Here is a 24,032-nt window from a genome sequence, read left to right on the forward strand (position 1 = left end):
AATGACGGTGATCAAGGCCCTCGGCTACATGCGCATCGAGGCCACCGACATGGCGGCCTGGCGCGAGTTCGGGCTCAAGGTGCTCGGCATGATGGAGGGCGAGGGCACCAACCCTGACGCTCTCTACCTGCGGATGGACGACGTCGCGGCTCGCCTGGTGATCGTGCCGGGCGAGAAGGACCGGCTGCTGGCCTCGGGCTGGGAGGTCGCCGATGCGCCTGCCCTCGAGCAGCTGAAGGAAACCCTGACCGCCAATGGCGTCGCCTTCTCCGAGGGCACCAAGGACGAACTGCTCGACCGCAAGGTCGAGGGCATGATCAGCTTCCAGGATCCCGCCGGCAACACCCTCGAGGTGTTCTACGGCATCCAGTACCTGGGTCGTCGTTTCGTCAGCCCCTACGGCCACAAGTTCGTCACTGCTGAGCAGGGCCTCGGACACGTCGTCCTGACCTGCGATGACGACGCCGCGGCTCAGGCGTTCTACCAGAACGTCCTGGGCTTCCGGCTGCGTGACTCGATGCGGCTGCCGCCGCAGATCGCGGGCCGCCCGGCCGATGGCGACCCGGTGTGGCTGCGCTTCTACGGCTGCAACCCGCGTCACCACGCGCTGGCGTTCATGCCCATGCCCAACCCGACGGGCATCGTGCACCTGATGGTCGAGGTGGAGAACTCCGACGACGTCGGCCTCTGCCTGGACCGTGCCAACCGCAAGAAGGTCAAGATGTCGGCCACCCTCGGCCGGCACATCAACGACAAGATGCTGTCCTTCTACATGAAGACGCCGGGTGGCTTCGACATGGAATTCGGTTGCGAGGGACTCGAAGTCGAGGACGAGAGCTGGATCGCCCGCGAGAGCGTCGGCATCAGCTTGTGGGGCCACGACTTCAGCGTCGGGTTCAAGTAGGCTCGCGCGGCATGAGCGACGAGCGCTTGCGCGAGGAGCATCGAACATGAGCGACACCCAGATCGACCCCCGCACATTCCGAAATGTGCTCGGGCAGTTCTGTACCGGCATCACCGTCATCACCACCGTGCATGACGGTGTGCCGGTCGGTTTCGCCTGCCAGTCGTTCGCGGCGCTGTCGCTGGATCCCCCGCTGGTCCTGTTCTGCCCGACGAAGCACTCGCGGGCCTGGAAAGCGATCGAGGCCAGCGGCAAGTTCTGCGTCAACATGCTGCACGAGAACCAGCAGCACGTGTCGGCGCAGTTCGGTTCCCGGGCCGAGGACAAGTTCGCCGGAATCGGTTGGAGCCCTTCGGAATTGGGTTCCCCGGTGCTCGACGGCACGCTCGCGCACATCGACTGCGAGGTGCACTCCGTGCACGACGGCGGCGACCACTTCGTGGTGTTCGGCGCGGTGCAGTCGATGTCTGAGCCCCCGGCCGTCAAGCCCCGTCCGCTGCTGTTCTACCGCGGCGAGTACACCGGCATCGAGCCGGACAAGAACACCCCGGCGCAATGGCGCGATGATTTGGAAGCGTTCTTGACCACGACAACCGAGGACACCTGGCTATAGTCGCGCCATGAGCGCGCCGATCCGGTCCGGATTGCGGCGGGTTGTCCTGGCCTCCATGGCCGGCACCGTCGTGGAGTGGTACGAGTTCTTCCTGTACGGCACCGCTGCCACGATCGTGTTCAGCAAGGTGTTCTTCGGGCAGAGCGGCAGCGATCTCGACGCGATCTTCGCGGCCTTCGTCACCTACGCGGTGGGCTTCGTCGCGCGCCCGCTCGGCGGTGTGGTGTTCGGTCACTTCGGTGACAAGTTCGGCCGCAAGACGCTGCTGCAGTTCTCGCTGTTGCTGGTCGGTTCGGCCACCTTCCTGATGGGCTGCCTGCCGACCTTCGGGCAGATCGGTTATTGGGCGCCGACCATGTTGGTGGTACTGCGGTTCATTCAGGGCTTCGCGGTCGGCGGCGAATGGGGCGGCGCGGTGCTCCTGGTCGCCGAGCACAGTCCCGCGCAGAGCCGGGGATTCTGGTCCAGCTGGCCGCAGGCCGGGGTGCCGGTGGGCAACATCCTGGCGACCGTCGTGCTGCTGACGCTGACCGGAGCGCTGCCCGAATCGGAGTTCCTGTCCTGGGGCTGGCGGGTGGCGTTCTGGCTGTCGGCGGTGGTGGTGCTGGTCGGCTACTACATCCGGACCAAGGTGACCGATGCGCCGATTTTCGTTGCGGCGCAACAGGAAGCCGAGGCGTTCAAGGCATCGTCATTGAGCGTGGTGGAGGTGCTCCGGTACTACCCGGGCAAGGTGCTGACCGCCATGGGTCTGCGGTTCGCAGAGAACATCATGTACTACCTGGTGGTCACGTTCTCGATCACCTATCTGAAAGTGCATGCGGGCGTGAGCACTTCGTTGATCCTGTGGTACCTGCTGGTGGCCCACGCGGCGCACCTGGTGGCCATCCCGTTGGTGGGAAAGCTCTCCGACCGCATCGGCCGCCGGCCCGTGTACCTGATCGGGACGCTGCTCACCGCGGTCTGGGGCTTCGTCGCGTTCCCGATGATGGACAGCAAGCACTACTTCGTCATCATGAGCGCGATCACCGCGGGCCTTGTGGCGCACGCCTTCATGTATGCGCCGCAGCCCGCGTTGATGTCCGAGATGTTCCCGACCCGGATGCGCTATTCCGGTGTGTCCCTTGGCTATCAGGTGACGGCGATCTTCGCCGGTTCACTCGCGCCGATCATCGCGGTGCGGTTGTTGAAGGACTTCCACTCATCGGTGCCGATCGCGCTGTATCTGGCGGGGGCCTGCGTGGTGACGCTGGTCGCGCTGGCGTTCGCCAAGGAGACCAAGGGGATCGATCTGGCCGACGTCGACCGCGCCGACAGCGAGCGAGCAGTGGTCGGGTGAGCTAGGACCCGTCCTGCATCGCGGCTTCCCACAGCCCGCGCCCGAGTTCCGACAGCCGCAGCGCGAGCTTCTCCACCCGTGCCGGGAAGGGACCGCGCGAGGCGTCCTTGATGGCCTTCAGCACCATCGATTCCGCGCTGAGGATTTCGTAGTCGGCCTTCAGATCCGGGTCCTCGGGGACGGTCTCGACCAACCCGAGCGCCAGCAGGTGGCTGACGTACTGCGGCACCATCAGCGGCAGGGCGACATTGGCGGTGCGGCCGATGAGGCACGCGTTCTCCAGCGTCGCGACACTGCGGTTCCGGGGGTAGATGTTCACCAGCGGTGACGACTCGTTGTCGGACAGCGCGCCGATGATGCGGGCCTCGTCGGCCACCAGCTGGTCGAGCAGTCGGTGATAGAGCTCGGTCTTACCGTCGGAAGTGCTCTGATCAAGGGCGCGGTCGAGCAGGCCGCCGAGCTTGCCGTGCAGTGACTGGGTGGCGGGCTGCTTTTGCTGCTTCTGCGGCGCCGGCGCCGGAGTGCGGTCCGGGGACATCTCGATGGCTTCGACGGTGGTCTTGGTCGCGATCGCAATCTGCTCGCCGCCCCAGGCCGCCAGCTTGAAACCGAACTTCGCGACGCCGAGGGCGCGGTTGGCCAGGCCGAGCGGATCGAATCGCTTCGGGATCGCCAAACCGCCGCGCGGCGTCGAGATCGCGATGGCGATCTCCCCGATGGGCGTGGACAGCTTGATGCCGTGCCGTTCTAGGCCCTCGCGGTTCACCGGTAAGTCGTCAGTAACTTCCGGTTCTGGGTTGTCGGTTTCCTGGGACATTGCGGACCGATGGTACCGGGCTGCCGTCTGATCTCGGTGGTTGTGTGGCAAACGCCTCAGCGGCCGGCAACAGGCACGTCAGTACGCGGCGAGCCAGGGACGCAGGCGGCGCAGCGCTTCTTCGATGTCGGACTTCGGTCCGGCGAACGACAACCGCACGAACGAGCCGCCGTGCTGGGTGTCGAAGTCGACGCCCGGTGCGATCGCCAGACCGGTGTCGGCCAGGAGCTTCTCGCAGAACGCGAGCGAGTCCGTCGAGTACTTCGAGATGTCGGCGTACACGTAGAACGCGCCGTCTGCCGGTGCCAGCTTGTCGAGGCCCACCTCGGCCAGCCCGGCGAGCAGCAGGACCCGATTCTCCGCATAGTGGTGCACCAGGGCGTCGGCTTCGGCGATGGCCTCCGGCGTGAACGCCGCGACGGCGGCGTACTGCGGCAGCGTCGGCGGGCAGATGGAGAAGTTGCCGGTCAGGCAATCGACGGCCCGGCGCAGCGGCTCGGGTACCAGCAGCCAGCCCAGCCGCCAGCCGGTCATGGCGAAGTACTTCGAAAAACTGTTCACCACAATGGCGTTGCGCGAGGTCTCCCAGGCGCAGCTGGTCGCGGGCGCGCCGTCGTAGATGAGGCCGTGGTAGAGCTCGTCGCTGATCAACTGCACGGAGTTGTCGTCGCACCAGGTGGCGATGGCAGCCAGATCCTCGGCCGGCAGCACGGTGCCCGTCGGGTTGTTGGGGCTGGCGATGATCAGCCCCTTCACCGGCGGGTCCAGCTGCTCCAACATGGAAATGGTTGGGTGGAACCGGGTTTCGGGGCCGCAGGGCACCTCGACGACCTCACAGCCCAAGGCCGACAGGATGTTTCGGTAGCAGGGATAGCCCGGGCTGGCCACCGCGACGCGGTCGCCGACGTCGAAGCACGACAGGAACGCCAGCAGAAAGCCGCCGGTGGACCCGGTGGTGATGACGACCGCGTCCGGTTCGACCTCGACGCCGTACCGGTCGAGGTACGACTTGGCGATGGCCTCACGCAGCTCCGGAATACCCAGGGCGACGGTGTATCCGAGGTTGTCGTTGGCCAGCGCTTCAGCGGCGGCGGCCCGGATGGGCGCCGGTGCCTGTGCGGCGGGTTGTCCCGCCGACAGGTTCACCAGGTCGCCGTGGCTGCGCTGGCGCTCGGCCGCGGCCAGCCACACGTCCATGACATAGAACGGTGGGATGCCCGCGCGCAGCGCTACCGGATTGGTCATGCTTCGACGTTAAAGCAGGACGACGTCAGAGCAGAACTTCGGCTTCGAGGCGACGCAGGTGCTCCCGCGACGACCCGAGCAGCTGGGCACTGCCGTGCGCCCGCTTGAAGTAGAACTGGATGTCGCTCTCCCAGGTGATGGCGATGCCGCCATGCATCTGGATCGCTTCGCCGGCAACGGCATTGAACGCCTCGGTGGCCATGTACCGGGCCAGCGACGCATTCGTGGGCGTCGGGTCGGCGATGGCGTCGTTGACGATCGACCGGGCGGCCGACACCTTGACGTACAGGTCCGACATCCGGTGCTTGAGCGCCTGGAAGCTGCCGATCGGGCGGCCGAACTGCACGCGGTCCTTGGAGTAGGCGACGGTCAGGTCCAGGCAGCGGCTCGCGGCAGCCACCTGCTCGACGGCCATCAGGATGGCCGCGGTGTCCGCCAGACCGGGGTCGGCACCGAGGGCAGCGGTGCTGCCGGGCGCCACGGCGGCGAGCCGGCGGGTCGGGTCCATCGCGGTGGCCGGGGTGACGGTGTTGTCGGTCCAGCGGGTCAGCTGGCCGTCCTGCGCGGCGATCACCACGTCGGCGACGTCGCCGTTGATGACGTAACCGGCATCGAAAACGACTGTGCCGATGGAGGTTCCCTCGGCCAGGCCCTCGAGCGGCTCTTCCTCGCCGACGGCGAGCAGAGCCAGTTCCGCCAGCGTGGTGCCGAGCAGTGGCGTCGGGACCAGGTTCTTGGCCAGCTCCTCGAGCACGACTGCGGCGTCGCCCAATTCACCACCGGCGCCGCCCAGCTCCTCGGGCACGACCAGCGCCGCGGCGCCGACCTGCTCGCACAGCAGCTGCCAGAGGTTCTCGTCGTAGCCCTTGTCGGACTCGATGGCGGCCCGGACGGCCTCAGGGCCCGCGTGCTTCTCGACCAGCGCTGCGACGGTGGCGCGCAGCATCTCCCGTTCTTCGCTCACAGTCACAGCCCTTCCAGTACGCGGGTCCGGTGCCACGTCGAGTCGCCCCACGCCGAACGCAGCGCCTGGGTGCGCAGCAGCAAAAGCGACAGGTCGTGTTCCTGGGTGAAACCGATGGCGCCGTGGGTCTGCAGCGACGAGCGAGCGGCCAGCAGCGCGGCCTCGTTCGCGGCGACCTTGGCGGCGCTCACGTCGCGGGCCAGTGTCGGCGAGCCGTCGGCCAGCGCCAGAGCGGCGCCGTAGACCAGCGGACGGGCCAGCTCGACGGCGATGTGCACGTCGGCCAGCTTGTGCTTGATGGCCTGGTAGGAGCCGATCACGGTGCCGAACTGCGTGCGCTGCTTGGCGTACTCGACGGCCAGGTCGAGCATCGCCTGGCCGGCGCCGATCAGCTGTGCGGCGGTGGCCAGTGCACCGAACTCGAAAGCCTTTGCGGTGTCGGCCGATTGGGCCTCGCCGGTGGCGGTCACGTCGAACAGATGGCGGGCCGGGTCGACCGACTGGTGCTCGGCACCGATGGTCGCGTCCTGCACCTGGCCGTCGCCGGCCAGCAGGATCAGGCCGGCGGTGTCGGCGTCGACGGCCCGCGGGGCCAGCGGCGGCAGGGCGACGGTGGCGATGAGCTCGCCGGAGGCCAGCCCCTCGGAACGCTTATCCGATGCCAGCAGCACCGGGGCCACGGCAATGGATTCGGTGACGGGACCGGGCACGGCCCAGTAGCCCAGCCGCTCAAGGGCGACAACCAGATCCACCGGATGCGCGCCGATGCCGTCGAATTCCTCCGGCACGTTCAGTGCGGTGACGCCCAGGTCGGCCAGGGTCGACCAGACCTTGCGGCCGGGGGCGGCGTCGGCCGCCTTCTCGACCCCGCCCCATGCGCGCACCGCGGCGGGGACATCGGCGGCACCCAACGCGGCATCGATGCTCGCAGCGAAATCGCGCTGCGATTCGTCCAATTCAAAGAACACGGTCTGAATCTCTCTTATTTGCGGGGCAGGCCCAGCAGGCGCTCGGCGATGATGTTGCGCTGAATTTCGTTGGTACCGGCGTAGATCGGGCCGCCCAGGGCGAACAGCAATCCCTCGGTCCAGTGGTCGTACAGCTCGGCGTCGGCGCCGCGCAGGTCGAGCGCGGTCTGGTGCAGGGCGACGTCCAGCTCGGACCAGAACACCTTGGTCACCGAGGACTCGGCGCCCAGTTCGCCACCGCTGGCCAGCCGCGTGACGGTGCCGAAGGTGTGCAGACGATAGGCCTGAGCCTTGATCCAGGCGTCAGCGACGCGCTCGGCGTGGGCCGGGTTCTGGTCGACCTTCCATTGCGCGACAAGGCGTTCGGCCGGTGCGACGAAGCGGGCCGGGCTGCGCAGCGACATGCCGCGCTCGTTGCTCGACGTGCTCATGGCGGCGGTCCAGCCGTTGTGCACCTGGCCGATGACGTCCTCGTCGGGGACGAACACGTCGTCGAGGAAGATCTCGCCGAAGCCGGTCTCGCCGCCCAGTTGGGCGATCGGACGGACCGTGATGCCCTCGGCCTTCAGGTCGAACATGAAGTAGGTGAGGCCCTTGTGCCGCTGGGCCTCTGGGTCGGAGCGGAACAGGCCGAAGCCGCGCTCGCCGAACGGGGCGCGTGAGCTCCAGATCTTCTGGCCGTTGAGCTTCCACCCGCCCTCGACCTTGGTCGCGGTCGAGCGCAGGGAGGCCAGGTCGCTGCCGGACTCGGGCTCGGACCAGGCCTGCGCCCAGATCTCTTCGCCGGAGGCCATTTTCGGCAGGATCCGCTGCATCTGCTCCGGCGTGCCGTGCGCGAACAGCGTCGGCGCCAGCATCGCGGTGCCGTTGGCGGAGGCCCGGCCGGGAGCGCCGGACTTGAAGTACTCCTCCTCGTACACCACCCACTGCAGCATGGTGGCGTCGCGGCCGCCGTACTCCTTGGGCCACGCGATGACCGACAGGCCGGCGTCGAACAGCACCTTGTCCCAGACCCGGTGCTGCTCGAAGCCTTCACGGATGTCGTAGGACTTGGTGGGGAACTTGTCCCTGTTGGACGCCAAGAAGTCGCGGACCTCGGCCCGGAATTCCTCGGTTTCGTCGTCGAATGTCAGATCCATTTACCGACTCGTCTCTCCGTTTGTCTTTCCTGTCGCTTCGCTCGCCCTGACCGCGGAGTCTTGAAATTAGCCAAATGTTCTTTGGTGTAGGTCTCCGGTGGGGTCTGCCGACCAGGCTGCTGGGTGCCGTCGGACCCACTCATCGGAACTCCCTCTAACAAAGCAAGTGCTTGGTAGGTTAGCCTACAAGGGTGATAGAGGTCCAGACGTTCCGGGCTGAGGTCCGGCAATGGCTTGCCGACAACCTCGTCGGTGAATTCGCAGCTCTGAAAGGCCTTGGTGGCCCCGGTCGGGAGCACGAGGCTTACGAAGAGCGACGCGCGTGGAACCAGCACCTGGCCGCGGCGGGCCTGACCTGCCTGGGCTGGCCGGAGGAGCATGGTGGCCGCGGCTTGTCGGTCGCGCACCGCGTCGCCTTCTATGAGGAGTACGCCAAGGCGGACGCCCCGGACAAGGTCAACCACCTCGGTGAGGAACTGCTCGGCCCGACGCTCATCGCGTACGGCACCGAGGAGCAGAAGAAGCGCTTCCTGCCGAACATCCTCAACGTCACCGAACTGTGGGCCCAGGGCTATTCGGAGCCCGGCGCCGGCAGCGACCTGGCGAACGTCTCGACCTCGGCCGAACTCGTCGGCGACGAATGGGTCATCAACGGCCAGAAGGTGTGGACCTCGCTGGCGCACTGGGCGCAGTGGTGCTTCGTCGTGGCGCGCAGCGAAAAGGGCTCAAAGCGTCACCACGGCCTGTCCTACCTGTTGGTGCCGCTGGACCAGCCGGGCGTCGAGATCCGTCCGATCGTTCAGCTGACCGGCGACTCCGAGTTCAACGAAGTGTTCTTCGACGACGCCCGTTGCGACGCGTCGCTGGTCGTCGGTGAGCCCGGTCAGGGCTGGGGCGTGGCGATGGCGACGCTGACCTTCGAGCGCGGTGTTTCAACGCTCGGCCAGCAGATCCGCTACAAGCGTGAACTCGAAGGCCTGATCGGCGTCGCCAAGACGTCCGGCGTCATCGACGACCCGCTGATCCGGCACAAGCTGACCGAGTCGTGGACCGGCCTGCAGGCCATGCGGTCGTACGCGATGGCCACCATGGACGTCGAGCAGCCCGGTCAGGACAACGTGTCAAAGCTGTTGTGGGCCAACTGGCATCGCGAGCTCGGCGAGATCGCCATGGACGTGCAGGGCATGGCCGGGCTGACGCTGCCCGGCGGCGAGTTCGACGAGTGGCAGCGCCTGTACCTGTTCTCGCGTTCGGACACCATCTACGGCGGGTCCAACGAAATCCAGCGCAACATCATCGCCGAGCGCGTGCTCGGCCTACCCCGAGAGGCCAAGGGCTGATGGATCTGTCAATCGCTCCCACCGAGGTTGAGGGCCACGGCCTGCTGAAGGGCAAGGTTGTTCTGGTGACTGCCGCCGCCGGTACAGGCATCGGTTCGTCGACCGCGCGTCGTGCGCTTCTCGAAGGTGCCGATGTTGTGGTGTCGGACTACCACGAGCGGCGTCTGAATGAGACCCGTGATCAGCTGGCGGAGCTTGGCCTGGGCCGGGTTGAGGCTGTGGTGTGTGATGTCACCTCGACCGAGGCCGTTGACGCGCTGATTGCGTCGGCCGTCGAAAAGATGGGCCGCCTGGACGTATTGGTGAACAACGCCGGCCTCGGTGGCGAGACTCCGCTGGTCGACATGACCGACGACGAGTGGGACCGCGTCCTGAACGTCACGCTGAACTCGGTGATGCGCGCGACCCGGGCGGCGCTGCGGTACTTCCGCGGTGCCCCGCACGGTGGTGTGATCGTCAACAACGCCAGTGTCCTGGGCTGGCGCGCCCAGCACTCGCAGTCGCACTACGCCGCCGCCAAGGCCGGGGTGATGGCCCTGACCCGTTGCAGCGCAATCGAAGCCGTCGAGTACGGGGTGCGGATCAACGCGGTGTCCCCGAGCATCGCGCGGCACAAGTTCCTGGAGAAGTCGGCCGATGCCGCGCTGCTGGACCGGCTGTCCTCCGACGAGGCATTCGGCCGTGCCGCCGAGCCGTGGGAAATCGCCACCACCATCGCGTATTTGGCCAGTGACTACTCCAGTTACCTGACCGGTGAGATCATTTCGGTGTCGAGCCAGCGGGCGTAGTTTTCATCCGGCCGCGAGGTTCGGATATATGCACTTGCCCGCCCAATTGCGACAATGTTGCCGCAATTGGGCGGGCATTTTCATGTGCGGCTGGCTCGCGATCTCGCGAGCCTGACCTGGTGGCGGACCCTCTCGATCAGATGATCGCCTGCTCCTGCAAGCCCGCGATCCGCGCCGCGTCGTAGCCCAGTTCGCCGAGTATCTCCGCGTTGTGCTCGCCGATCACTGGCGGCGCGAGGCGGATCGTCGCTGGCGTGGCACCCATACCCGCCAGCGGGCTGCCGATCAGGTCGACCGATCCGGCGGCGGCCCATGCATGCGGCGTCGTCGCGCGCAGGCCCCGGTGCTGGACCTGCGGATCATCCCAGACCTCCGCCAGATCGTTATAGCGCGCGGCCGGGATGCCCACGCTGTCGAACTTCGCCTGGAGCTCCTCCGTCGTGAACTGCCGGCTCCACACGTTGATGATGTCGATCAACTCCGCGCGATTGATCTTGGCCCGCTTGGCGTTGGTGTCGAAGCGCGGGTCGGCGTAGAGCTCGGGCTGGCCCATCAACTCCGACATGCGCCGCCAGTGGGCGTCGCTGCCGGCCGTAATGTACGTCATGCCGTCGCGCGCATGGATGAGGTCGGCGGGTCCGCCGCCGTTGCCGCCATTGCCCAGACGCTCCGCCTGGACGCCGCTGATGAGGTAGTCCTGCATGATGTGGCAGATCATCGCTACGGAACTGTCGAGCAGCGCCATGTCGATGTGCTGGCCCTCGCCGGTGTTGTTGCGATGGTTCAGCGCGGCGAGGATCGCGATGGCGCTGTTGTGGCCGGTCACGAAATCGACCAGGCTGGGACCGGCTTTCACTGGTCCCGCGCCGGGCTGGCCTTCGGGGATGCCGGTCACGGCCATCATGCCGCCGCTCGCCTGGAACAACCCGTCGTAGCCCGCGCGCGCCGCCATCGGCCCGGTCTGGCCAAAGCCGGTGATCGAGCAGTAGATGAGGCGGGGATTGATCGCCTTCAGGCTCTCGTAGTCCAGCCCGAACCGCTTGAGGTCGCCGACCTTGTAATTCTCGATCAGGATGTCCGCGGTCTTGACCAGGGCACGCAGGATGTCCTGCCCCTCCGGCTTGGAATGGTTGACCGTGATCGACCGCTTGTTGCGGTTCGACGCGGTGAAGAAGCCGGACTGGCGAAGGTCCTTGCCATCCTTGCCCTCGACCGAGGCAAGACCGTAGCCGCGCCCTTCGTCACCGCTGCCCGGCCGCTCCACCTTGATGACGTCAGCGCCGAGGTCGCCCAGTATCTGCGCGCTGATCGGGCCGGCGAAGACGCGGGTCATGTCGATGACCCGGATACCCTCCAGGGCAGGCTGTGTCGTGCTCATGATCTCCTGCTACTCATCCATTTCAAGTCGTGCTGCGCGCAAGCATAGGGCTCGAATCGAAGCGCCCGACGCTTTACGCACCCCATCTATCGGTCGCGGTCGAGAACCGCGCGTGTGACCTCGCCCGCTCTCAGGGCCGCGATCGCCTCAACGTGCGCGACCCCTGTGAGCACTCGATCTCTGTGTACGTAGTGGCCAAGTCAACACCGGCCCGACCTACCCTAGCAAGCGCTTGGTTTCCAGGCTGTTGTGATGGCGTCTGAATCGCCCAGTCAACCCGCGAGCAGGCGCGACGAGCTTCTCGTGCTCGCCGCGGCGATGTTCGCTGAGCGTGGGCTGAAGGCAACCACTGTCCGGGACATCGCGTCGACCATCGCATTCCTGGCCAGCGACTACTCCAGCTACCTGACCGGCGAGATCATCTCGGTGTCCAGCCAGCGCGCGTAGTTTTCTTTCGCGAACAGACACAAAACTGTCGGTTTCGACGCGAATTCGACAGTTTTACGTCTGCTCGCGGCTGGTGCGTGCGCGCAAATGCCGTTCGTACGCTTCACTTTTTGTGATCCAGTGCTGACCGCCGAAGTACATCGCCAGGTAGCTCGCGGGGAATAGCCCGAGCGTCAGGATCGAGACGAGCGCGAACTGCACGTACTGGCGAGCCGCGAATGAGTGGTCAAGCAATCGGTCGACATATCCGAAGCGTGCGCCGACCGACAGCATGAACGCGATGTATAGACCCAGTATCAAGTAGGGGTAGCGCTGGTTGGCGAAGTCGTATGCCGGGTACCCGAAAAGTACCGCTCCGATAACGAAGAGCCACCACGTCTTAGGCGTGCTGAGGCCCCACCCGTACGCCTCAGGGCCGTCGCTGAACAATCGACGTGTTTTCCCGCGAATGCGGAGAAATGGTGTCCGGGCGTATGCGACGAAAACGGAAGCTCCAGCCATTCCCACACCCGCGTTGAGTGCCGGCATCCGCCCTTGGGGTAACACCGCGAAGGCAGTGGCTGTGGCCATGATCACCGCGCCGACCCAGTACATCTTGCGCGCGTAATCAGCTTCTTCGTTGAAGCCGGCGATGGCCATCACCGCGAGCCCCAATAGAGCTACAACAAGTCCCGTGTCGACCTGGTTCACCCGAATACCTTCTTATAGACCGCCTCGGCGGTGGACTCGCCGATGAATGAGCCGACGGTGCCGCCGACGAACGCGAGTACCAAGACTCCAACCGGGCCCGCCGGAGCACCACGATCTTCCTTCACGACCGCCAGCCTAAGTGCGGGCACTCGTCGCAAGTCTGCACAGTTTCTTCACAATCGCTGCCGGTAAGCCCCACAAACCGCGCTTACAGTCGTAAAGCGTGAAGCGAATCCTGGTGGTCGACGACGAGCCGACCATCCTGTCCTCGGTCGCGACCCGGCTGCGGGCCGAATCGTTCCAGGTGGAGACGGCCGTCGACGGGCCTTCGGCGGTGGCCGCGGCAGCAGCGACGCAGCCTGACCTGGTGGTGCTGGATGTCATGCTGCCCGGCTTCGACGGGCTGGAGGTGTGCCGGCGCATCCAGGCGGAGCGTCCGGTGCCGGTGCTCATGTTGACCGCGCGCACCGACGAGACCGACATGCTGATCGGTCTGGGGATCGGGGCCGACGACTACCTGACCAAACCGTTCAGCATGCGCGAGCTGGTTGCGCGGGTGCGGGTGTTGCTGCGTCGCGTGGACCGGGCGACCGGAGACCAGCCGCTGTCGATGGGGGAGTACCGCATCGACCTCGCCGAGCGTCGCGTGCATCAGGGTGACAACGAAATCCATCTCACCCGAACCGAATTCGATCTGCTGGCCTTCCTCGCCGGACGTCCCCGGGCCGCGGTGGCCCGGGAGACGCTGCTGGAACACGTCTGGGGCTGGGGGTCGGGGGCCGAGACACGCACGGTCGACAGCCACGTCAAGGCGTTGCGCCGCAAGCTCGGTGCGGAACTGATCCGGACCGTGCACGGGGTTGGCTATGCCCTCGAGGTGCCGCGGTGAGCGCCCTCGGCGATCTGTGGGACCGGCTGCCCAGACCGCTGGACCCGTTCGCGTCCTTCAAAATCAAGATGGGACTGCTGGTGGGTGGGGCAATCCTGTTGGCTTCGTTCACCTTCTGGATCGGCGCGAGTTGGCAGTTCCGGTACGCGCTGCTGTCCGCACTGCTGACCTCACTACTGTTCACCCAGTTTCTGGCGCACGGCATGACCTCTCCGCTGCGGCAGATGACCGCCGCCGCCCGCGCAATGGCCAAGGGCGACTACAGTATTCGGGTCCGAGCCACCTCGCGTGATGAAATCGGCCAGCTGGCAACGGCATTCAATCAGATGGCAGCTGATCTCGGCGCCGCCGACGAGTACCGGCGCGGGCTGATCGGCAACGTGTCGCACGAACTGCGCACGCCCATCACCGCATTGCAGGCGGTGCTGGAGAACGTGGTGGACGGGGTGGTCGAGCCCGACGCGCAGACCATGCGGTTGGCGCTGTCGCAGACCGAGCGCCTCGGCGAACTGGTGACCGATCTGCTGGACCTGTCCCGGCTCGAAGGCGGGGCAATTCCATTACAGATCAGTCGGTTTGATGTGGATGCGTTCCTGTGCGCCGCCGTCGAGCACGTCTCGGTATCGGCGGGTGACGTGCCGGTGGTGGTCGAGGTGTCGCCGCCCGGGCTGACGGCTCTGGCCGATCCGGCACGGTTACGGCAGGTGGTGGTCAACCTGGTGGACAACGCGATTCGGCACAGCCCGGCCGGCGGAAGTGTGACAGTGCGCGCGACCCGCGAGGCATCAGGCTTGCGGCTCGAGGTGGCCGATCAAGGCCCGGGTATCGCGTCGGCGGAGCGCGAGCGGGTGTTCGAACGGTTCACCCGCGGTGCCACCTCTGACGGCGGCACTGGTCTGGGCCTGGCGATCGCCCGCTGGGCAGTCGAATTGCACGGCGGCGCCATCGATGTGGTGGAGACGAAGGTGGGATGCCGCTTCAGGGTGAGCATTCCGGAATCAGAGGAGCAGTCGGCATGACGACGTTGATGGGTTACCCAGGGCAGCCGATGGTTCCGCCGCTGATCGGGCCGGCGCTGCCACGCCGCGGTGAGCCCGGCTGGACGATGTTGCCGCGGCGGGTCTGGCCGATCAGCCCGTTGGCGGCAGCGCCACGTCGGGTCGTCCTGCTTGCCGTGCTGGCCGGGCTGCTCGGCACCGCGTTGTGGCGGCCGTCGTCGCTGAGCATCGGCTACCTCGTCGTCGGCGTGATGGTCTTCGCCGTCGTGTACGGCACCGCCGGGCGTCGCCCGACGCGCACCGAGTGGGTCGGCGTGGCGCTGACCCTGGCGCTGCTTGCGGTGCCCGCGCTACTGGCCGCTGACTGGCTGGGCGTGCTGTGCATCATGGCGGCCTGGATCGTCGGATGGTGCACGTTGTTCGGTGGGCGCACCTGGACCGCCGTCGTGACCGGGCCGTTCCTGGCGTGGGCGCTGCCGGCTCGCGTACTCGGTTGGGCGCGCCGCGGAGTGTCGGGCCGGGTAGGTATCGCCAACCCGGTTCGCGTTGCCGCCGTCATCGGACTCACCGTGCTGCTGACGTTGGTGTTCGGTGCGCTGTTCGCCTCGGCGGACGCCGCATTCGCGCATCTGGTGGGCAAGCTGGTGCCGCGCTTCGACGGTGTCGACGTGGTCGCCCGCATCGTTGTCTTCGGCATGGTGGCGGCGTTCGTGCTCGGCGGCGCCTACCTGACCCGGTTCGCGCCGCGGCTGGATGTCCTCGCACCCAAGCCGATGAAGCCGGTGCCGCGCTGGGAGTGGGCCGTGCCGCTCGGGGTGCTCGACGCGCTGTTCATCGCGTTCGTGGCGGTGCAGGCCGCGGTGCTGTTCGGCGGTCATACCCACGTGCTGGAAACCGAGGGGCTGACGTACGCCGAGTACGCGCGGCAGGGCTTCTGGCAGTTGTTGTGGGTGTCGGCGCTGACCCTGTTGGTGCTGAGCGTGGTGATCCGGGTGGCGGGGCGAGTGACCGCCGGTGACCGCCGCGTGCTTCGGATTCTGGCCGGAATCCTCTGTGCCACTTCGGTTGTCGTGGTGATGTCGGCGATCCACCGGATGTGGCTGTATCAGCAGGCCTACGGATTCAGCACCGACCGGTTGATGGTGATCACCATCGAACTCTGGTTGGGTGCGGTGTTCCTACTGGTCGCCGTGGCGGGGGTGCGAATGTCTGGACGCTGGTTGCCGCACGCCGTGCTGGCGGCCGGGGTGGTGGCGCTGTTGGGGCTGGCGGCACTCAATCCCGAGCGCCTCGTCGCTGATCGCAACATCGACCGCTTCGAGCAGACCGGCCAACTCGATGCCGAGTACCTGTCCCGGCTGTCGTCGGACATCGATCCTGCGCTGCACCGATTGCCCGAGCGTTTCCGCGCCTGCGTGCGAGCAGACCGCGCGCACGACGACCCGTGGTACCTGTTCAACCTCTCCCGATCGAACGCGGACAGGCCGGTCGGCACCGACCTGCCCGACTACTGCGACCAGTACTGGTCATACCGCGACTAGCGGCGCGAATGTCGGCCGTGCTCTTGTTGTTTCGCGATGAAGCGCCGCCCGCCGTAGTACATCGCCAGGTAGCCGGCGGGGAAGAGTCCGACCGTCAGGATCGAGAGAAACGCGAACTGTAGGTATTGGCCAGCGGCTACTGGGTTGTTCAGAAGTCGGTCGAGGTAGCCGAAGCGTGCGCCGGCGAGTGGCGTGATCGCGACATAGGCGACCAATTCCCAAGCGTGGTCGCGGTTATTTGCGAAGGCATATACCGGGTACGAGAAGACGATTGCCGCCAATACAAACACCCACCACATCTTCGGCGTGCTGGCGTGCGAGCCGTAGGGCTGACGTTCCTCGCTGTAGAACGTCCAGGTTCTGCCGCCGAATGTAATGAAGCGCGTGTGGATGTACGCGATGAACCAGATGCAGCCCGCTGAGAACGCGATCCCACCGAGGGTTTCGGTCCAGCCCCGCGGTAGGCCGATGGCAATAGCGGCCGCAGTAGTGATCGCCGCGCCGGTCCAGAAGGTCGGACGTGCGTAATCCTTGTCGTCTCGGAAGGCGGCGAAGGCCATGACGACAAGCCCGACAACAGCCACCCCGAAAGCCACGTCCCCCACCTCGTCAGCCTATGGCCCCGCCACCTCGCCGAACGTGAGGAAGTTGGCGAGATTTCGGCGATTTTTGGCCATCAAGTTCACGTTGGGCGGGTGATACATAATCTGACCCACGCAGTGGTGACACTCACTAGCCACCACAATCGACCTAACAAGCGCTTGGTTGCTATGCTGTTGGGATGGCGTCTTCACCGCCCAGTCAGCCCGCGAGCAGGCGCGACGAGCTTCTCGTGCTCGCCGCGGCGATGTTCGCTGAGCGTGGGCTGAAGGCAACCACTGTCCGGGACATCGCGGACTCGGCCGGCATCCTGTCGGGCAGTCTCTACCATCACTTCAAATCGAAGGAACAGATGGTCGAAGAGGTCATGCGGGACTTCCTTGATTGGCTGTTCACCCGGTATGAGCAGATCATCGCCACCGAGCCTGATCCGCTGGCGCGCTTCAAAGGCCTTTTCATGGCGTCCTTCGACGCGATCGAGCACCGGCACGCGCAGGTCGTCATCTACCAGGACGAGGCCAAGCGGCTGGGCATCCTGCCGCAGTTCGGTTTCGTCGACGAGCGCAATCGCCAGCAGCGCAAGATGTGGGTCGACGTCCTGAAGCAGGGGATGGCGGAAGGCGTTTTCCGGTCCGACCTGAACGTCGACCTGGTGTACCGGTTCATCCGTGACACCACGTGGGTCTCGGTGCGCTGGTACCAGCCTGGCGGCAAGTTGACCGCCGAGGACGTGGGTCGGCACTACCTGAACATTGTGCTCGGCGGTGTTGCGGTAACGCCGTAACACCTTGCCGCCAAATGAGTTTCACCCAAAGAAGGAGATGAGAAATGGCCGCATCTGAGGCGTACGTCATCGACGCTGTGCGCACCGCCGTCGGCAAGAAGGGTGGTGGCCTCTCCGGTTACCACCCGATCGACCTCGGCGTGGAGGCCTACCGCGGCATCTTCGCCCGCAATGACATCGACCCCGCTGCGTTCGACGACGTCATCGTCGGTTGCGTCGATGCCATCGGTGGGCAGGCCGGAAACATCGGCCGGCTGACCTGGCTGGCCGCCGGCTACGACGAGGGCGTCCCCGGCACCACCGTCGACCGGCAGTGCGGTTCCTCGCAGCAGGCCATTTCCTTTGGCGCGCAGGCCATCATGTCCGGCACCGCCGACCTGATCCTGGCCGCCGGCATCCAGAACATGAGCCAGATTCCGATCAGCTCGGCCATGATCGTCGGCGAGCAGTTCGGCTTCACCTCGCCGACCAACGAGTCGAAGCGCTGGGTGGAACGCTATGGCGACCAGGAGGTTTCGCAGTTCCGCGGCGCCGAGATGATCGCTGAGCAGTGGGACATCTCCCGCGAGGACATGGAGCTGTTCGCGTTCAACAGCCACCAGCGGGCATTTGCCGCGATCCGCGAGGGCCGCTTCGACAATGAGATCATCCCGATCGACGGCTTCAAGGTCGACGAGGGTCCGCGCGAGAGCACCCTGGAGAAGCTGGCCTCGCTCAAGGTGCTGGTCGAGGGCGGCCGGCTGACCGCCGCGCTGGCCAGCCAGATTTCCGATGGCGCGTCGGCCACGCTGCTGGCCTCGGAGGCGGCGGTCAAGGCTCACGGCCTCAAGCCGCGGGCCCGGATTCACCACATCAGCTGCCGCGGCGACGACCCGGTGAAGATGCTGACCGGCCCCATCCCCGCGACCAAGTACGCGCTGGAGAAGACCGGCCTCACCATGGACGACATCGACGTCGTCGAGATCAACGAGGCCTTCGCGTCCGTCGTGCTGGCGTGGGCCAAGGAGCTCAATGTCGACCTGGCGAAGGTGAACCCCAACGGCGGCGGCATTGCCCTGGGCCACCCGCTCGGCGCCACGGGTGCCAAGCTGTTCGCCACCATGCTCAACGAGCTGGAGCGCACCGGCGGTCGCTACGGCCTGCAGACGATGTGCGAGGGCGGCGGCACCGCCAACGTCACCATCATCGAGCGCCTCTGATACCTGTGCTCGCAGGCACAAACTGCCCCTTTCCTTATGGAGAGGGGCAGTTTTGCGTCTGGCCAGATTGTTTACGCGCTCAGTTGAGCGGGCATTCGGGAAGGATGTTCAAACCCGTCGTCCTCATGGCCGTGGCAGCCGTCGTCCTCGGTGCAAGTGCCTGTTCGCAAGAGTCGCCGCCGCCGTCGAAGCCCACGTCCAGCACGAGCACGACGGTGACCTCAACGGAGATCATCCCGGGAGTTCCGGTCGGTCCGTCGACGCCGCCGACGACACCGTCGACGCGCGCCAGCACGGCCACCGCCACCGTCACAGTCACCGCGCCGCCGCCGGTGATTCCCGCCCCGCCCGGGATGGGAGATGTCGGTCCCCGACGGTGACGACCTACGCGGGTCGGTGACCAAGCAGCGCGCCGATGGCCTGCTCGGCCTTGCCGACCTCCAGTGGCTCGCCGGTGATGATGTCGGCGTAGACGAACGACTCCACGATGCGCACGACGAGGAACGCGAGGTCGCGAGACGGGAGTGGCGGGTCGAGCTGACCGGTCGCGATCTCGTCGTTGAGCAGTTCTTCGATCGCCGCGACCAACCTGCCTTGGAAGGTCCCGGCGCGGGTGGCCAGAATCCGCAGCGCACGTTCGGGTTCGCGCCGCAGAAAGGCCTGGAAGAACCCGGACTCGTCGATCACGGTGGCGTAGTGGCCGACGGCCCGCGCGATGTGTGCGGCGCCGTGCCCGGGTGCCGCGTCGATGGAGGCCCGCAGGGTGGGTTCGGCCAGCGACCAAAGGATTTCGGCGAGCAGTTCGTCGCGGCCGCCGACCCAGCGGAACAGGGTGGCCCGATTGATGCCGAGTTCGGTTGCCAGTTCCTGCATTTCAATGCGACGACCCTCGAGGAACCAGCGGCGCGCGATGCGGAACGCCTCGATCGGGTCGGGGCGTCGGTCGGTCGACGCGAGCATGCGTCCCAGCGGTGTCTCGGTGATACCGCACCTCCTGTGTCGTCGCGGGCACCTCGCATCATGGTAGCCGTTGATGTTCGAGTGAGATATATCTCCATCCGTCTCGTAGATGCAACAAATCTGAATATGATGCACCAGTGACCCAGAGTGACGCAGCTTCGATCCTTGATCTCTTCCGTCTCGACGGCCGTGTCGCGGTCGTCACCGGTGCCTCGAGTGGCCTCGGCGTCGGATTCGCGCAGGCACTGGCCCAGGCGGGCGCGGACGTCGTGCTCGGTGCGCGACGCGAAGACCGTCTCGACGAGACGAAGGCGCTGGTGGAAGCCGCAGGTCGCAACGCTGTCGCGGTGCGCACCGACGTCACCGACCCCGACGACTGCAAGGCATTGGTCCAGGCCGCCGTCGATTCCTTCGGGCGCGTCGACATTCTGGTGAACAATGCGGGAGTGGGCACTGCCGTCCCGGCGACGCGCGAAACGCCCGAGCAGTTCCGGTCGGTCATCGATCTGAACCTGAACGGGTGCTACTGGATGGCGCAAGCATGCGCCGCGCACATGCGGCCGGGCAGCTCGATCATCAACGTCAGCAGCATCCTCGGCCTGACGACCGCGGGACTCCCGCAAGCCGCCTACGCATCGTCGAAGGCCGGGCTGATCGGCCTGACCCGCGACCTGGCCCAGCAGTGGACGGGCCGCAAGGGTATCCGCGTCAACGCCCTGGCGCCGGGCTTCTTCGCCTCGGAGATGACCGAGCAGTACGAGGACGACTACTTCGAGACGACCATCCTGCCCCGGACGTTGGCCGGACGGCTCGGGCGCACAGAGGAACTCAGCGCCGCACTGATCTTCCTGGCCAGCGATGCCAGCAGCTACGTCACCGGAATCACCCTGCCCGTCGAGGGTGGACTGCTCACCAGCTGAGCCCAAAACCCATCAAGGAGAAGAACACTCGTGAAGCAGCTCAGCGGCCTCGACGCCACGTTCCTGTACCTGGAGACGCCGACGACGTTCGGTCACGTCAACGGGCTGATGATCTTCGAGCGGCCCAACGAGGAGTTCGACCCCTACGCCGCGGTGCACGCGAAGTTCGCGTCGTTGGTCGGCGAGCTCGCGCCGCTGCGGCGGCGGCTCGTGGAGGTGCCGCTCGGGCTGGACCATCCGTACTGGATCGACGACCCGAACTTCGACCTGGACTTCCACGTCCGCGAAATCCATTTGGCGCGACCGGGAATGGTCGACCAGTTGGCCGACCAGGTGTCCCGCATCGTCGGGCGACCGATGGACCGCAGTAGGCCACTGTGGGAGGTGTACGTCATCGACGGGCTCGACACCGGGAACTGGGCGATGCTGACGAAGTACCACCACGCCACCATCGACGGCGCCGCCGGGCAGATCATGCTCAACGCCCTCACCGATACGGTGCCCGACGCAGCCCCGCCGGGACCGGGCCCCGATTGGGAAGCCGAGGCAGTGCCCGGCAGCATCGAACTCTTGCGGAAGGCCGTCATCAACCTTGCCGGGCATCCCGCCAAGGCGCTGCGGTTCCAGACGCGATTGGTCGGTCAGCTCGCCGACGCGGCCGGCATCGACAGTGTCGGCAGCGCTGCGAGCAAGGCCGGCTCGGCCATCAAATCCCTTGCCCGCCTTGGCAAGGAAGATGGGCCGAAGATCCCGCTGCCGACCTCCTCCGCGCCTCCCACACCGTGGAACAAGACCATCACCGGACACCGGCGCTTCGCCATGCGCACGGCGTCGCTCGACAACGTCAAGCGGCTCAAGACCGCTACCGGTGGCACGGTCAACGACATCGTGATGGCGATCTGTGCAGGTGCTCTGCGTCAGTACCTCCTGGCCCACGATGCATTGCCGGACGGACCCTTGCGTGCCATGGTGCCGGTGTCCATCCGCACCGGTGACGAAGAGGATCCGTGGACCAACCGGGTCTCGGCGATCTTCCCCGAACTGCCGACCGACTGCGAGGACCCGCTCGATCGCGTGGCCCGCTGCCGCGAGGCGATGCTCGATGCGAAACGGCTACTGGATCTGGTGCCCGCCAGCCAGCTCGGCGACATGGCGCAGGTCTCGGCCCCGGTGCTGTCGACGTCGGCGATGCGGCTGGCGTCCCGCTTCGGGCTGGCCCACCGGATTGCCGCTACGCCGTTCAACCTGGTGATCTCGAACGTGCCCGGCCCGCGTAAGCCGCTGTACTTCGCGGGGGCGCAGCTGGTCAATCAGTTCCCGGTGTCGATCGTCACCGAAGGGCAGGGGCTCAACATCACCGTGGTGAGCTACCTGGACCGCCTGGACTTCGGCTTCATCGTCGACCGCGAGCTGGTCCCTGACGTGTGGGACCTGGCGGACATGCACATCGACGAGATCGGCCGGCTGATGGAGGCCAGCGGTGCGCAGTGGGCGCAGGAACCGCAGCCCGCGGCACCGCGCCGCGGACCGGTCCGGGCGGTTCAGCCCGGCGACGCCTACTGACGGGCTTTACTGTTCAGGGCATGAGTGATTCGGGCGGCGAGAGTCTCCTGACAGTCGTCGTCGCCCTCGGTGCCAATGCTCTGATCGCGGTGTCGAAAACCGCCGCGGCCGTCGTCACCGGGAGCGCCTCGATGCTCGCCGAGTCCGCGCATTCCTGGGCCGACACCGGCAACGAGGTGTTCCTGCTGATCGGCACTCGCAAGTCGGACAAGCCGGCCGACGCCGAGCATCGACTGGGCTACGGCAGAGCCGGATACATCTGGTCGATGTTCGCGGCCTTCGGATTGTTCACCGTGGGCGCGGTCGTATCGATCTGGCACGGCATCCAGTCGCTGCACGGCGAGGCCGAGGCGACGTCCTACGGGTGGGCCTATGCGGTGCTCGCGGTCTCCTTCGTGCTGGAGGGATCCTCGTTCCTGCAGGCGTTGTGGCAGACCAAATCTGGCGCGCTGGAGCGGCGAATCCATCCGCTGCGCTATATCCGCGTCACGTCGAACCCCATGCTGCGCGCGGTGTTCGCCGAGGACCTCTCGGCCCTCATCGGCCTCGTCATCGCGACGTGCGGCATCCTGGCGCATCAGCTCACCGGCAATGCGGTCTGGGACGCCATCGGCTCAATCCTGGTCGGTGTACTGCTCGGCGCCGTCGCGCTGTTTCTCATCGGGCGCAACATGGATTTCCTGACGGGGGAGAGTGTCACCCCGCTCGCCCGCAACAATGCACTGCGCGCCCTGCTGGACCATGAGGACATCGAGCGGGTCAGCTATCTGCACATGGAATGGGTTGGCGCGGATCGGATTTATCTCGTCGCGGCCGTCGACCTCGTCGGCGACGCGGCCGAATCGAACGTGGCCGCCCAGCTCAACCTCGTCGCCGACGCGTTGGCGGCTCGCCCCGAGATCGTGCGGGCCGTGCTGACGTTGACCCGCCCGGGTGACACGACGGATCTGCGCCCCGTCGAGTTGCCCGATTGGTATCGCTAGTCGGGGTTGATCGTTGCGCGGTGCGTGGTCGCGACCAGCGCGCGCGCCAGCACCGAGCCGGGTTCGGCGGCACTGGTGACCAGCGCGACCGTCGCCGTCACCTGCGGATCGTCCAACGGCACCGTCCGCACTCCGTCCGGCGTTCGCAGCGTGTGCAGCCAGGTCTGCGGGATGATGCTCGCCCACCGGCCGCCACTGACGTGGGCCAGCAGGGACACCACCGAATCGGCCTCGAGTCGCGGCGTCGCGGTCAAGCCGTGGGCGGACAGCGCGTCGTCGAGCAGCTGCCGGCCCCGCATCCCGGTGTTCAACAAGCACAGCGGCAGTTCGAGGGCGTCGGCCCAGGTGACCGGATCAGCTTGGCCGGCAAGCAGTTCGGCGCCGGCGATGAGGACCTGCCGTTCCTCGTACAGGGGCGTCACCGTCAGGCCCGCGGTGTCGACGCCGTCTGGGTAGATGATTCCAGCGTCGAGTTCGAAGCGGCCTATGCGTTCGACGATGCCCGCCGAGCGCAGGCTGCTCTCCAATTGCACTCGTACCAAAGGATGTTCGAGGCAGAACGGATCGGTCAGCAGCGCTACCGTGCCGGAAGCCGCGGGGATGACGCCGAGCCGCAGCTCGCCGGTCAGGCCGGTCTGCAACGCGGACACCTCGTGGATGAGCGCGTCGTGATCGGCCAGAATCCGGCGGGCCCACAACACCAGCCGTTCGCCTTCGGGCGTCAGACCTTCGTAGTTCTGCCCGCGCCGCACCAGCGGAACCTTGAGCTCGTTCTCGAGCTTGCGGATCGCTTCGGACAGTGCCGGCTGCGACACGTAGCAGGCCGCAGCCGCGCGCGCGAAGTGCTTCTCGCGGGCGAGCGCCACGAAATATTCGAGCTGGCGGAAGAGCATGGACTATTCGACCACGTCTGATAGGCGGCGCCTATCAGACTCACGGAAATTGCCCTTGGACTCGGGTGTC

25 protein-coding genes and 1 pseudogene are annotated in these 24,032 nt (G+C 66.4%); 14 read left to right on the forward strand and 12 right to left on the reverse strand.

Going from position 1 to position 24,032, the window contains the following annotated elements; genetic code table 11:
• Position 1 precedes the first annotated feature (1 nt).
• Genes hsaC through TL10_RS03680 form a run of 3 tightly spaced genes read left to right on the forward strand, consistent with a single transcriptional unit; the run spans position 2 to position 2,856 of the window.
• On the forward strand, positions 2–904 hold the full coding sequence (gene hsaC, locus TL10_RS03670) for an iron-dependent extradiol dioxygenase HsaC (protein ID WP_043984548.1): 903 nt from the start codon (positions 2–4) through the stop codon (positions 902–904).
• A 46-nt stretch (positions 905–950) separates the two neighbouring features.
• Positions 951–1,517 carry a 3-hydroxy-9,10-secoandrosta-1,3,5(10)-triene-9,17-dione monooxygenase reductase subunit gene (gene hsaB / locus TL10_RS03675; RefSeq protein WP_043399985.1) on the forward strand — a complete coding sequence of 189 codons (567 nt, stop codon included), beginning with the start codon at positions 951–953 and terminating at the stop codon, positions 1,515–1,517.
• Between the two features lie 7 nt (positions 1,518–1,524).
• Positions 1,525–2,856, forward strand: a complete 1,332-nt coding sequence (locus tag TL10_RS03680) for an MFS transporter (RefSeq protein WP_043984549.1) — start codon at positions 1,525–1,527, stop codon at positions 2,854–2,856.
• A gap of 1 nt (position 2,857) precedes the next feature.
• Here TL10_RS03680 and TL10_RS03685 read toward each other — a convergent pair whose 3' ends face one another.
• From TL10_RS03685 to TL10_RS03705, 5 genes are all read right to left on the reverse strand, one after another.
• Positions 2,858–3,673 carry an Abi-alpha family protein gene (locus TL10_RS03685; RefSeq protein WP_110788953.1) on the reverse strand — a complete coding sequence of 272 codons (816 nt, stop codon included), beginning with the start codon at positions 3,671–3,673 and terminating at the stop codon, positions 2,858–2,860.
• 78 nt (positions 3,674–3,751) lie between these two features.
• Positions 3,752–4,918, reverse strand: coding sequence for a pyridoxal phosphate-dependent aminotransferase (locus TL10_RS03690; RefSeq protein WP_043984550.1), 1,167 nt, complete (start codon positions 4,916–4,918; stop codon positions 3,752–3,754).
• A 25-nt stretch (positions 4,919–4,943) separates the two neighbouring features.
• Positions 4,944–5,882: an acyl-CoA dehydrogenase IpdE2 gene (ipdE2, locus tag TL10_RS03695; protein WP_043984551.1), complete on the reverse strand. Its 939-nt coding sequence runs from the start codon at positions 5,880–5,882 to the stop codon at positions 4,944–4,946.
• A 2-nt stretch (positions 5,883–5,884) separates the two neighbouring features.
• Positions 5,885–6,850, reverse strand: coding sequence for an acyl-CoA dehydrogenase family protein (locus tag TL10_RS03700; RefSeq protein ID WP_043984552.1), 966 nt, complete (start codon positions 6,848–6,850; stop codon positions 5,885–5,887).
• Between the two features lie 14 nt (positions 6,851–6,864).
• Positions 6,865–7,989 carry an acyl-CoA dehydrogenase family protein gene (locus TL10_RS03705; protein WP_043984553.1) on the reverse strand — a complete coding sequence of 375 codons (1,125 nt, stop codon included), beginning with the start codon at positions 7,987–7,989 and terminating at the stop codon, positions 6,865–6,867.
• A 191-nt stretch (positions 7,990–8,180) separates the two neighbouring features.
• On the opposite strand from TL10_RS03705, the gene ipdE1 reads away from it, so the two are divergent.
• Both ipdE1 and ipdF read left to right on the forward strand, forming a co-directional pair.
• On the forward strand, positions 8,181–9,329 hold the full coding sequence (ipdE1, locus tag TL10_RS03710; protein WP_043984554.1) for an acyl-CoA dehydrogenase IpdE1: 1,149 nt from the start codon (positions 8,181–8,183) through the stop codon (positions 9,327–9,329).
• Complete coding sequence (gene ipdF / locus TL10_RS03715; RefSeq protein WP_110788954.1) at positions 9,329–10,117, forward strand: (5R,7aS)-5-hydroxy-7a-methyl-1-oxo-2,3,5,6,7,7a-hexahydro-1H-indene-carboxyl-CoA reductase; 789 nt, start codon at positions 9,329–9,331, stop codon at positions 10,115–10,117. Before ipdE1 ends, ipdF begins: the two co-directional genes overlap by 1 nt.
• 136 nt (positions 10,118–10,253) lie before the next feature.
• Here the strand turns inward: ipdF and TL10_RS03720 are convergent, their stop codons facing one another.
• Positions 10,254–11,495 (reverse strand): CaiB/BaiF CoA transferase family protein, encoded by a 1,242-nt coding sequence (locus tag TL10_RS03720; protein WP_043984555.1) that lies wholly within the window; start codon positions 11,493–11,495, stop codon positions 10,254–10,256.
• Between the two features lie 252 nt (positions 11,496–11,747).
• Between TL10_RS03720 and TL10_RS29985 the strand changes: the two are divergent.
• Positions 11,748–11,882, forward strand: a pseudogene (locus tag TL10_RS29985) (TetR family transcriptional regulator); the annotation flags it as partial.
• A 114-nt stretch (positions 11,883–11,996) separates the two neighbouring features.
• On the opposite strand, the gene TL10_RS03725 reads toward TL10_RS29985, so the two are convergent.
• Positions 11,997–12,632 (reverse strand): hypothetical protein, encoded by a 636-nt coding sequence (locus tag TL10_RS03725; RefSeq protein ID WP_043984556.1) that lies wholly within the window; start codon positions 12,630–12,632, stop codon positions 11,997–11,999.
• A complete protein-coding gene (locus tag TL10_RS31915; RefSeq protein WP_267884319.1) occupies positions 12,629–12,757 on the reverse strand; it encodes a hypothetical protein in 129 nt (42 codons plus the stop codon). The genes TL10_RS03725 and TL10_RS31915 overlap by 4 nt, the downstream gene beginning before the upstream one ends.
• Before the next feature lie 98 nt (positions 12,758–12,855).
• Here TL10_RS31915 and TL10_RS03730 point away from each other — a divergent pair, with 98 nt between their 5' ends.
• From TL10_RS03730 to TL10_RS03740, 3 genes are read left to right on the forward strand one after another with little or no spacing between them, the layout of a single operon-like run.
• Positions 12,856–13,521 (forward strand): response regulator transcription factor, encoded by a 666-nt coding sequence (locus TL10_RS03730; RefSeq protein ID WP_043984557.1) that lies wholly within the window; start codon positions 12,856–12,858, stop codon positions 13,519–13,521.
• Positions 13,518–14,540, forward strand: coding sequence for a HAMP domain-containing sensor histidine kinase (locus tag TL10_RS03735; RefSeq protein WP_043984558.1), 1,023 nt, complete (start codon positions 13,518–13,520; stop codon positions 14,538–14,540). The genes TL10_RS03730 and TL10_RS03735 overlap by 4 nt, the downstream gene beginning before the upstream one ends.
• Positions 14,537–16,060, forward strand: coding sequence for a DUF4153 domain-containing protein (locus TL10_RS03740; protein WP_043984559.1), 1,524 nt, complete (start codon positions 14,537–14,539; stop codon positions 16,058–16,060). The genes TL10_RS03735 and TL10_RS03740 overlap by 4 nt, the downstream gene beginning before the upstream one ends.
• Here the strand turns inward: TL10_RS03740 and TL10_RS03745 are convergent.
• The gene (locus TL10_RS03745; RefSeq protein ID WP_131630670.1) at positions 16,057–16,656 is read right to left on the reverse strand and encodes a hypothetical protein; all 600 of its coding nucleotides are present in this window, start codon (positions 16,654–16,656) and stop codon (positions 16,057–16,059) included. The two genes, TL10_RS03740 and TL10_RS03745, sit on opposite strands and share 4 nt — an antisense overlap.
• Before the next feature lie 185 nt (positions 16,657–16,841).
• Between TL10_RS03745 and TL10_RS03750 the strand changes: the two genes are divergently transcribed.
• Positions 16,842–17,444: a TetR/AcrR family transcriptional regulator gene (locus TL10_RS03750; protein ID WP_043984561.1), complete on the forward strand. Its 603-nt coding sequence runs from the start codon at positions 16,842–16,844 to the stop codon at positions 17,442–17,444.
• Between the two features lie 44 nt (positions 17,445–17,488).
• On the forward strand, positions 17,489–18,643 hold the full coding sequence (fadA6, locus tag TL10_RS03755; RefSeq protein ID WP_043984562.1) for a steroid 3-ketoacyl-CoA thiolase FadA6: 1,155 nt from the start codon (positions 17,489–17,491) through the stop codon (positions 18,641–18,643).
• A gap of 79 nt (positions 18,644–18,722) precedes the next feature.
• Here the strand turns inward: fadA6 and TL10_RS03760 are convergent, their stop codons facing one another.
• Positions 18,723–18,962 carry a hypothetical protein gene (locus TL10_RS03760; RefSeq protein ID WP_043400363.1) on the reverse strand — a complete coding sequence of 80 codons (240 nt, stop codon included), beginning with the start codon at positions 18,960–18,962 and terminating at the stop codon, positions 18,723–18,725.
• A 65-nt stretch (positions 18,963–19,027) separates the two neighbouring features.
• Complete coding sequence (locus TL10_RS03765) at positions 19,028–19,603, reverse strand: QsdR family transcriptional regulator (RefSeq protein WP_043984564.1); 576 nt, start codon at positions 19,601–19,603, stop codon at positions 19,028–19,030.
• Positions 19,604–19,740: 137 nt separating this feature from the next.
• Here TL10_RS03765 and TL10_RS03770 point away from each other — a divergent pair, with 137 nt between their 5' ends.
• From TL10_RS03770 to TL10_RS03780, 3 genes are read left to right on the forward strand one after another with little or no spacing between them, the layout of a single operon-like run.
• Positions 19,741–20,523, forward strand: a complete 783-nt coding sequence (locus TL10_RS03770) for an SDR family NAD(P)-dependent oxidoreductase (protein WP_043400360.1) — start codon at positions 19,741–19,743, stop codon at positions 20,521–20,523.
• A gap of 30 nt (positions 20,524–20,553) precedes the next feature.
• On the forward strand, positions 20,554–22,086 hold the full coding sequence (locus TL10_RS03775) for a WS/DGAT/MGAT family O-acyltransferase (RefSeq protein ID WP_043984565.1): 1,533 nt from the start codon (positions 20,554–20,556) through the stop codon (positions 22,084–22,086).
• A 20-nt stretch (positions 22,087–22,106) separates the two neighbouring features.
• Positions 22,107–23,069: a cation diffusion facilitator family transporter gene (locus tag TL10_RS03780; protein ID WP_043984566.1), complete on the forward strand. Its 963-nt coding sequence runs from the start codon at positions 22,107–22,109 to the stop codon at positions 23,067–23,069.
• Here TL10_RS03780 and TL10_RS03785 read toward each other — a convergent pair.
• A complete protein-coding gene (locus TL10_RS03785; protein ID WP_043400350.1) occupies positions 23,066–23,962 on the reverse strand; it encodes a LysR family transcriptional regulator in 897 nt (298 codons plus the stop codon). The two genes, TL10_RS03780 and TL10_RS03785, sit on opposite strands and share 4 nt — an antisense overlap.
• Positions 23,963–24,032: the final 70 nt, after the last annotated feature.

Source organism: Mycolicibacterium llatzerense, from assembly GCF_000878195.1.
Taxonomy (GTDB): Bacteria; Actinomycetota; Actinomycetes; order Mycobacteriales; family Mycobacteriaceae; genus Mycobacterium; species Mycobacterium llatzerense.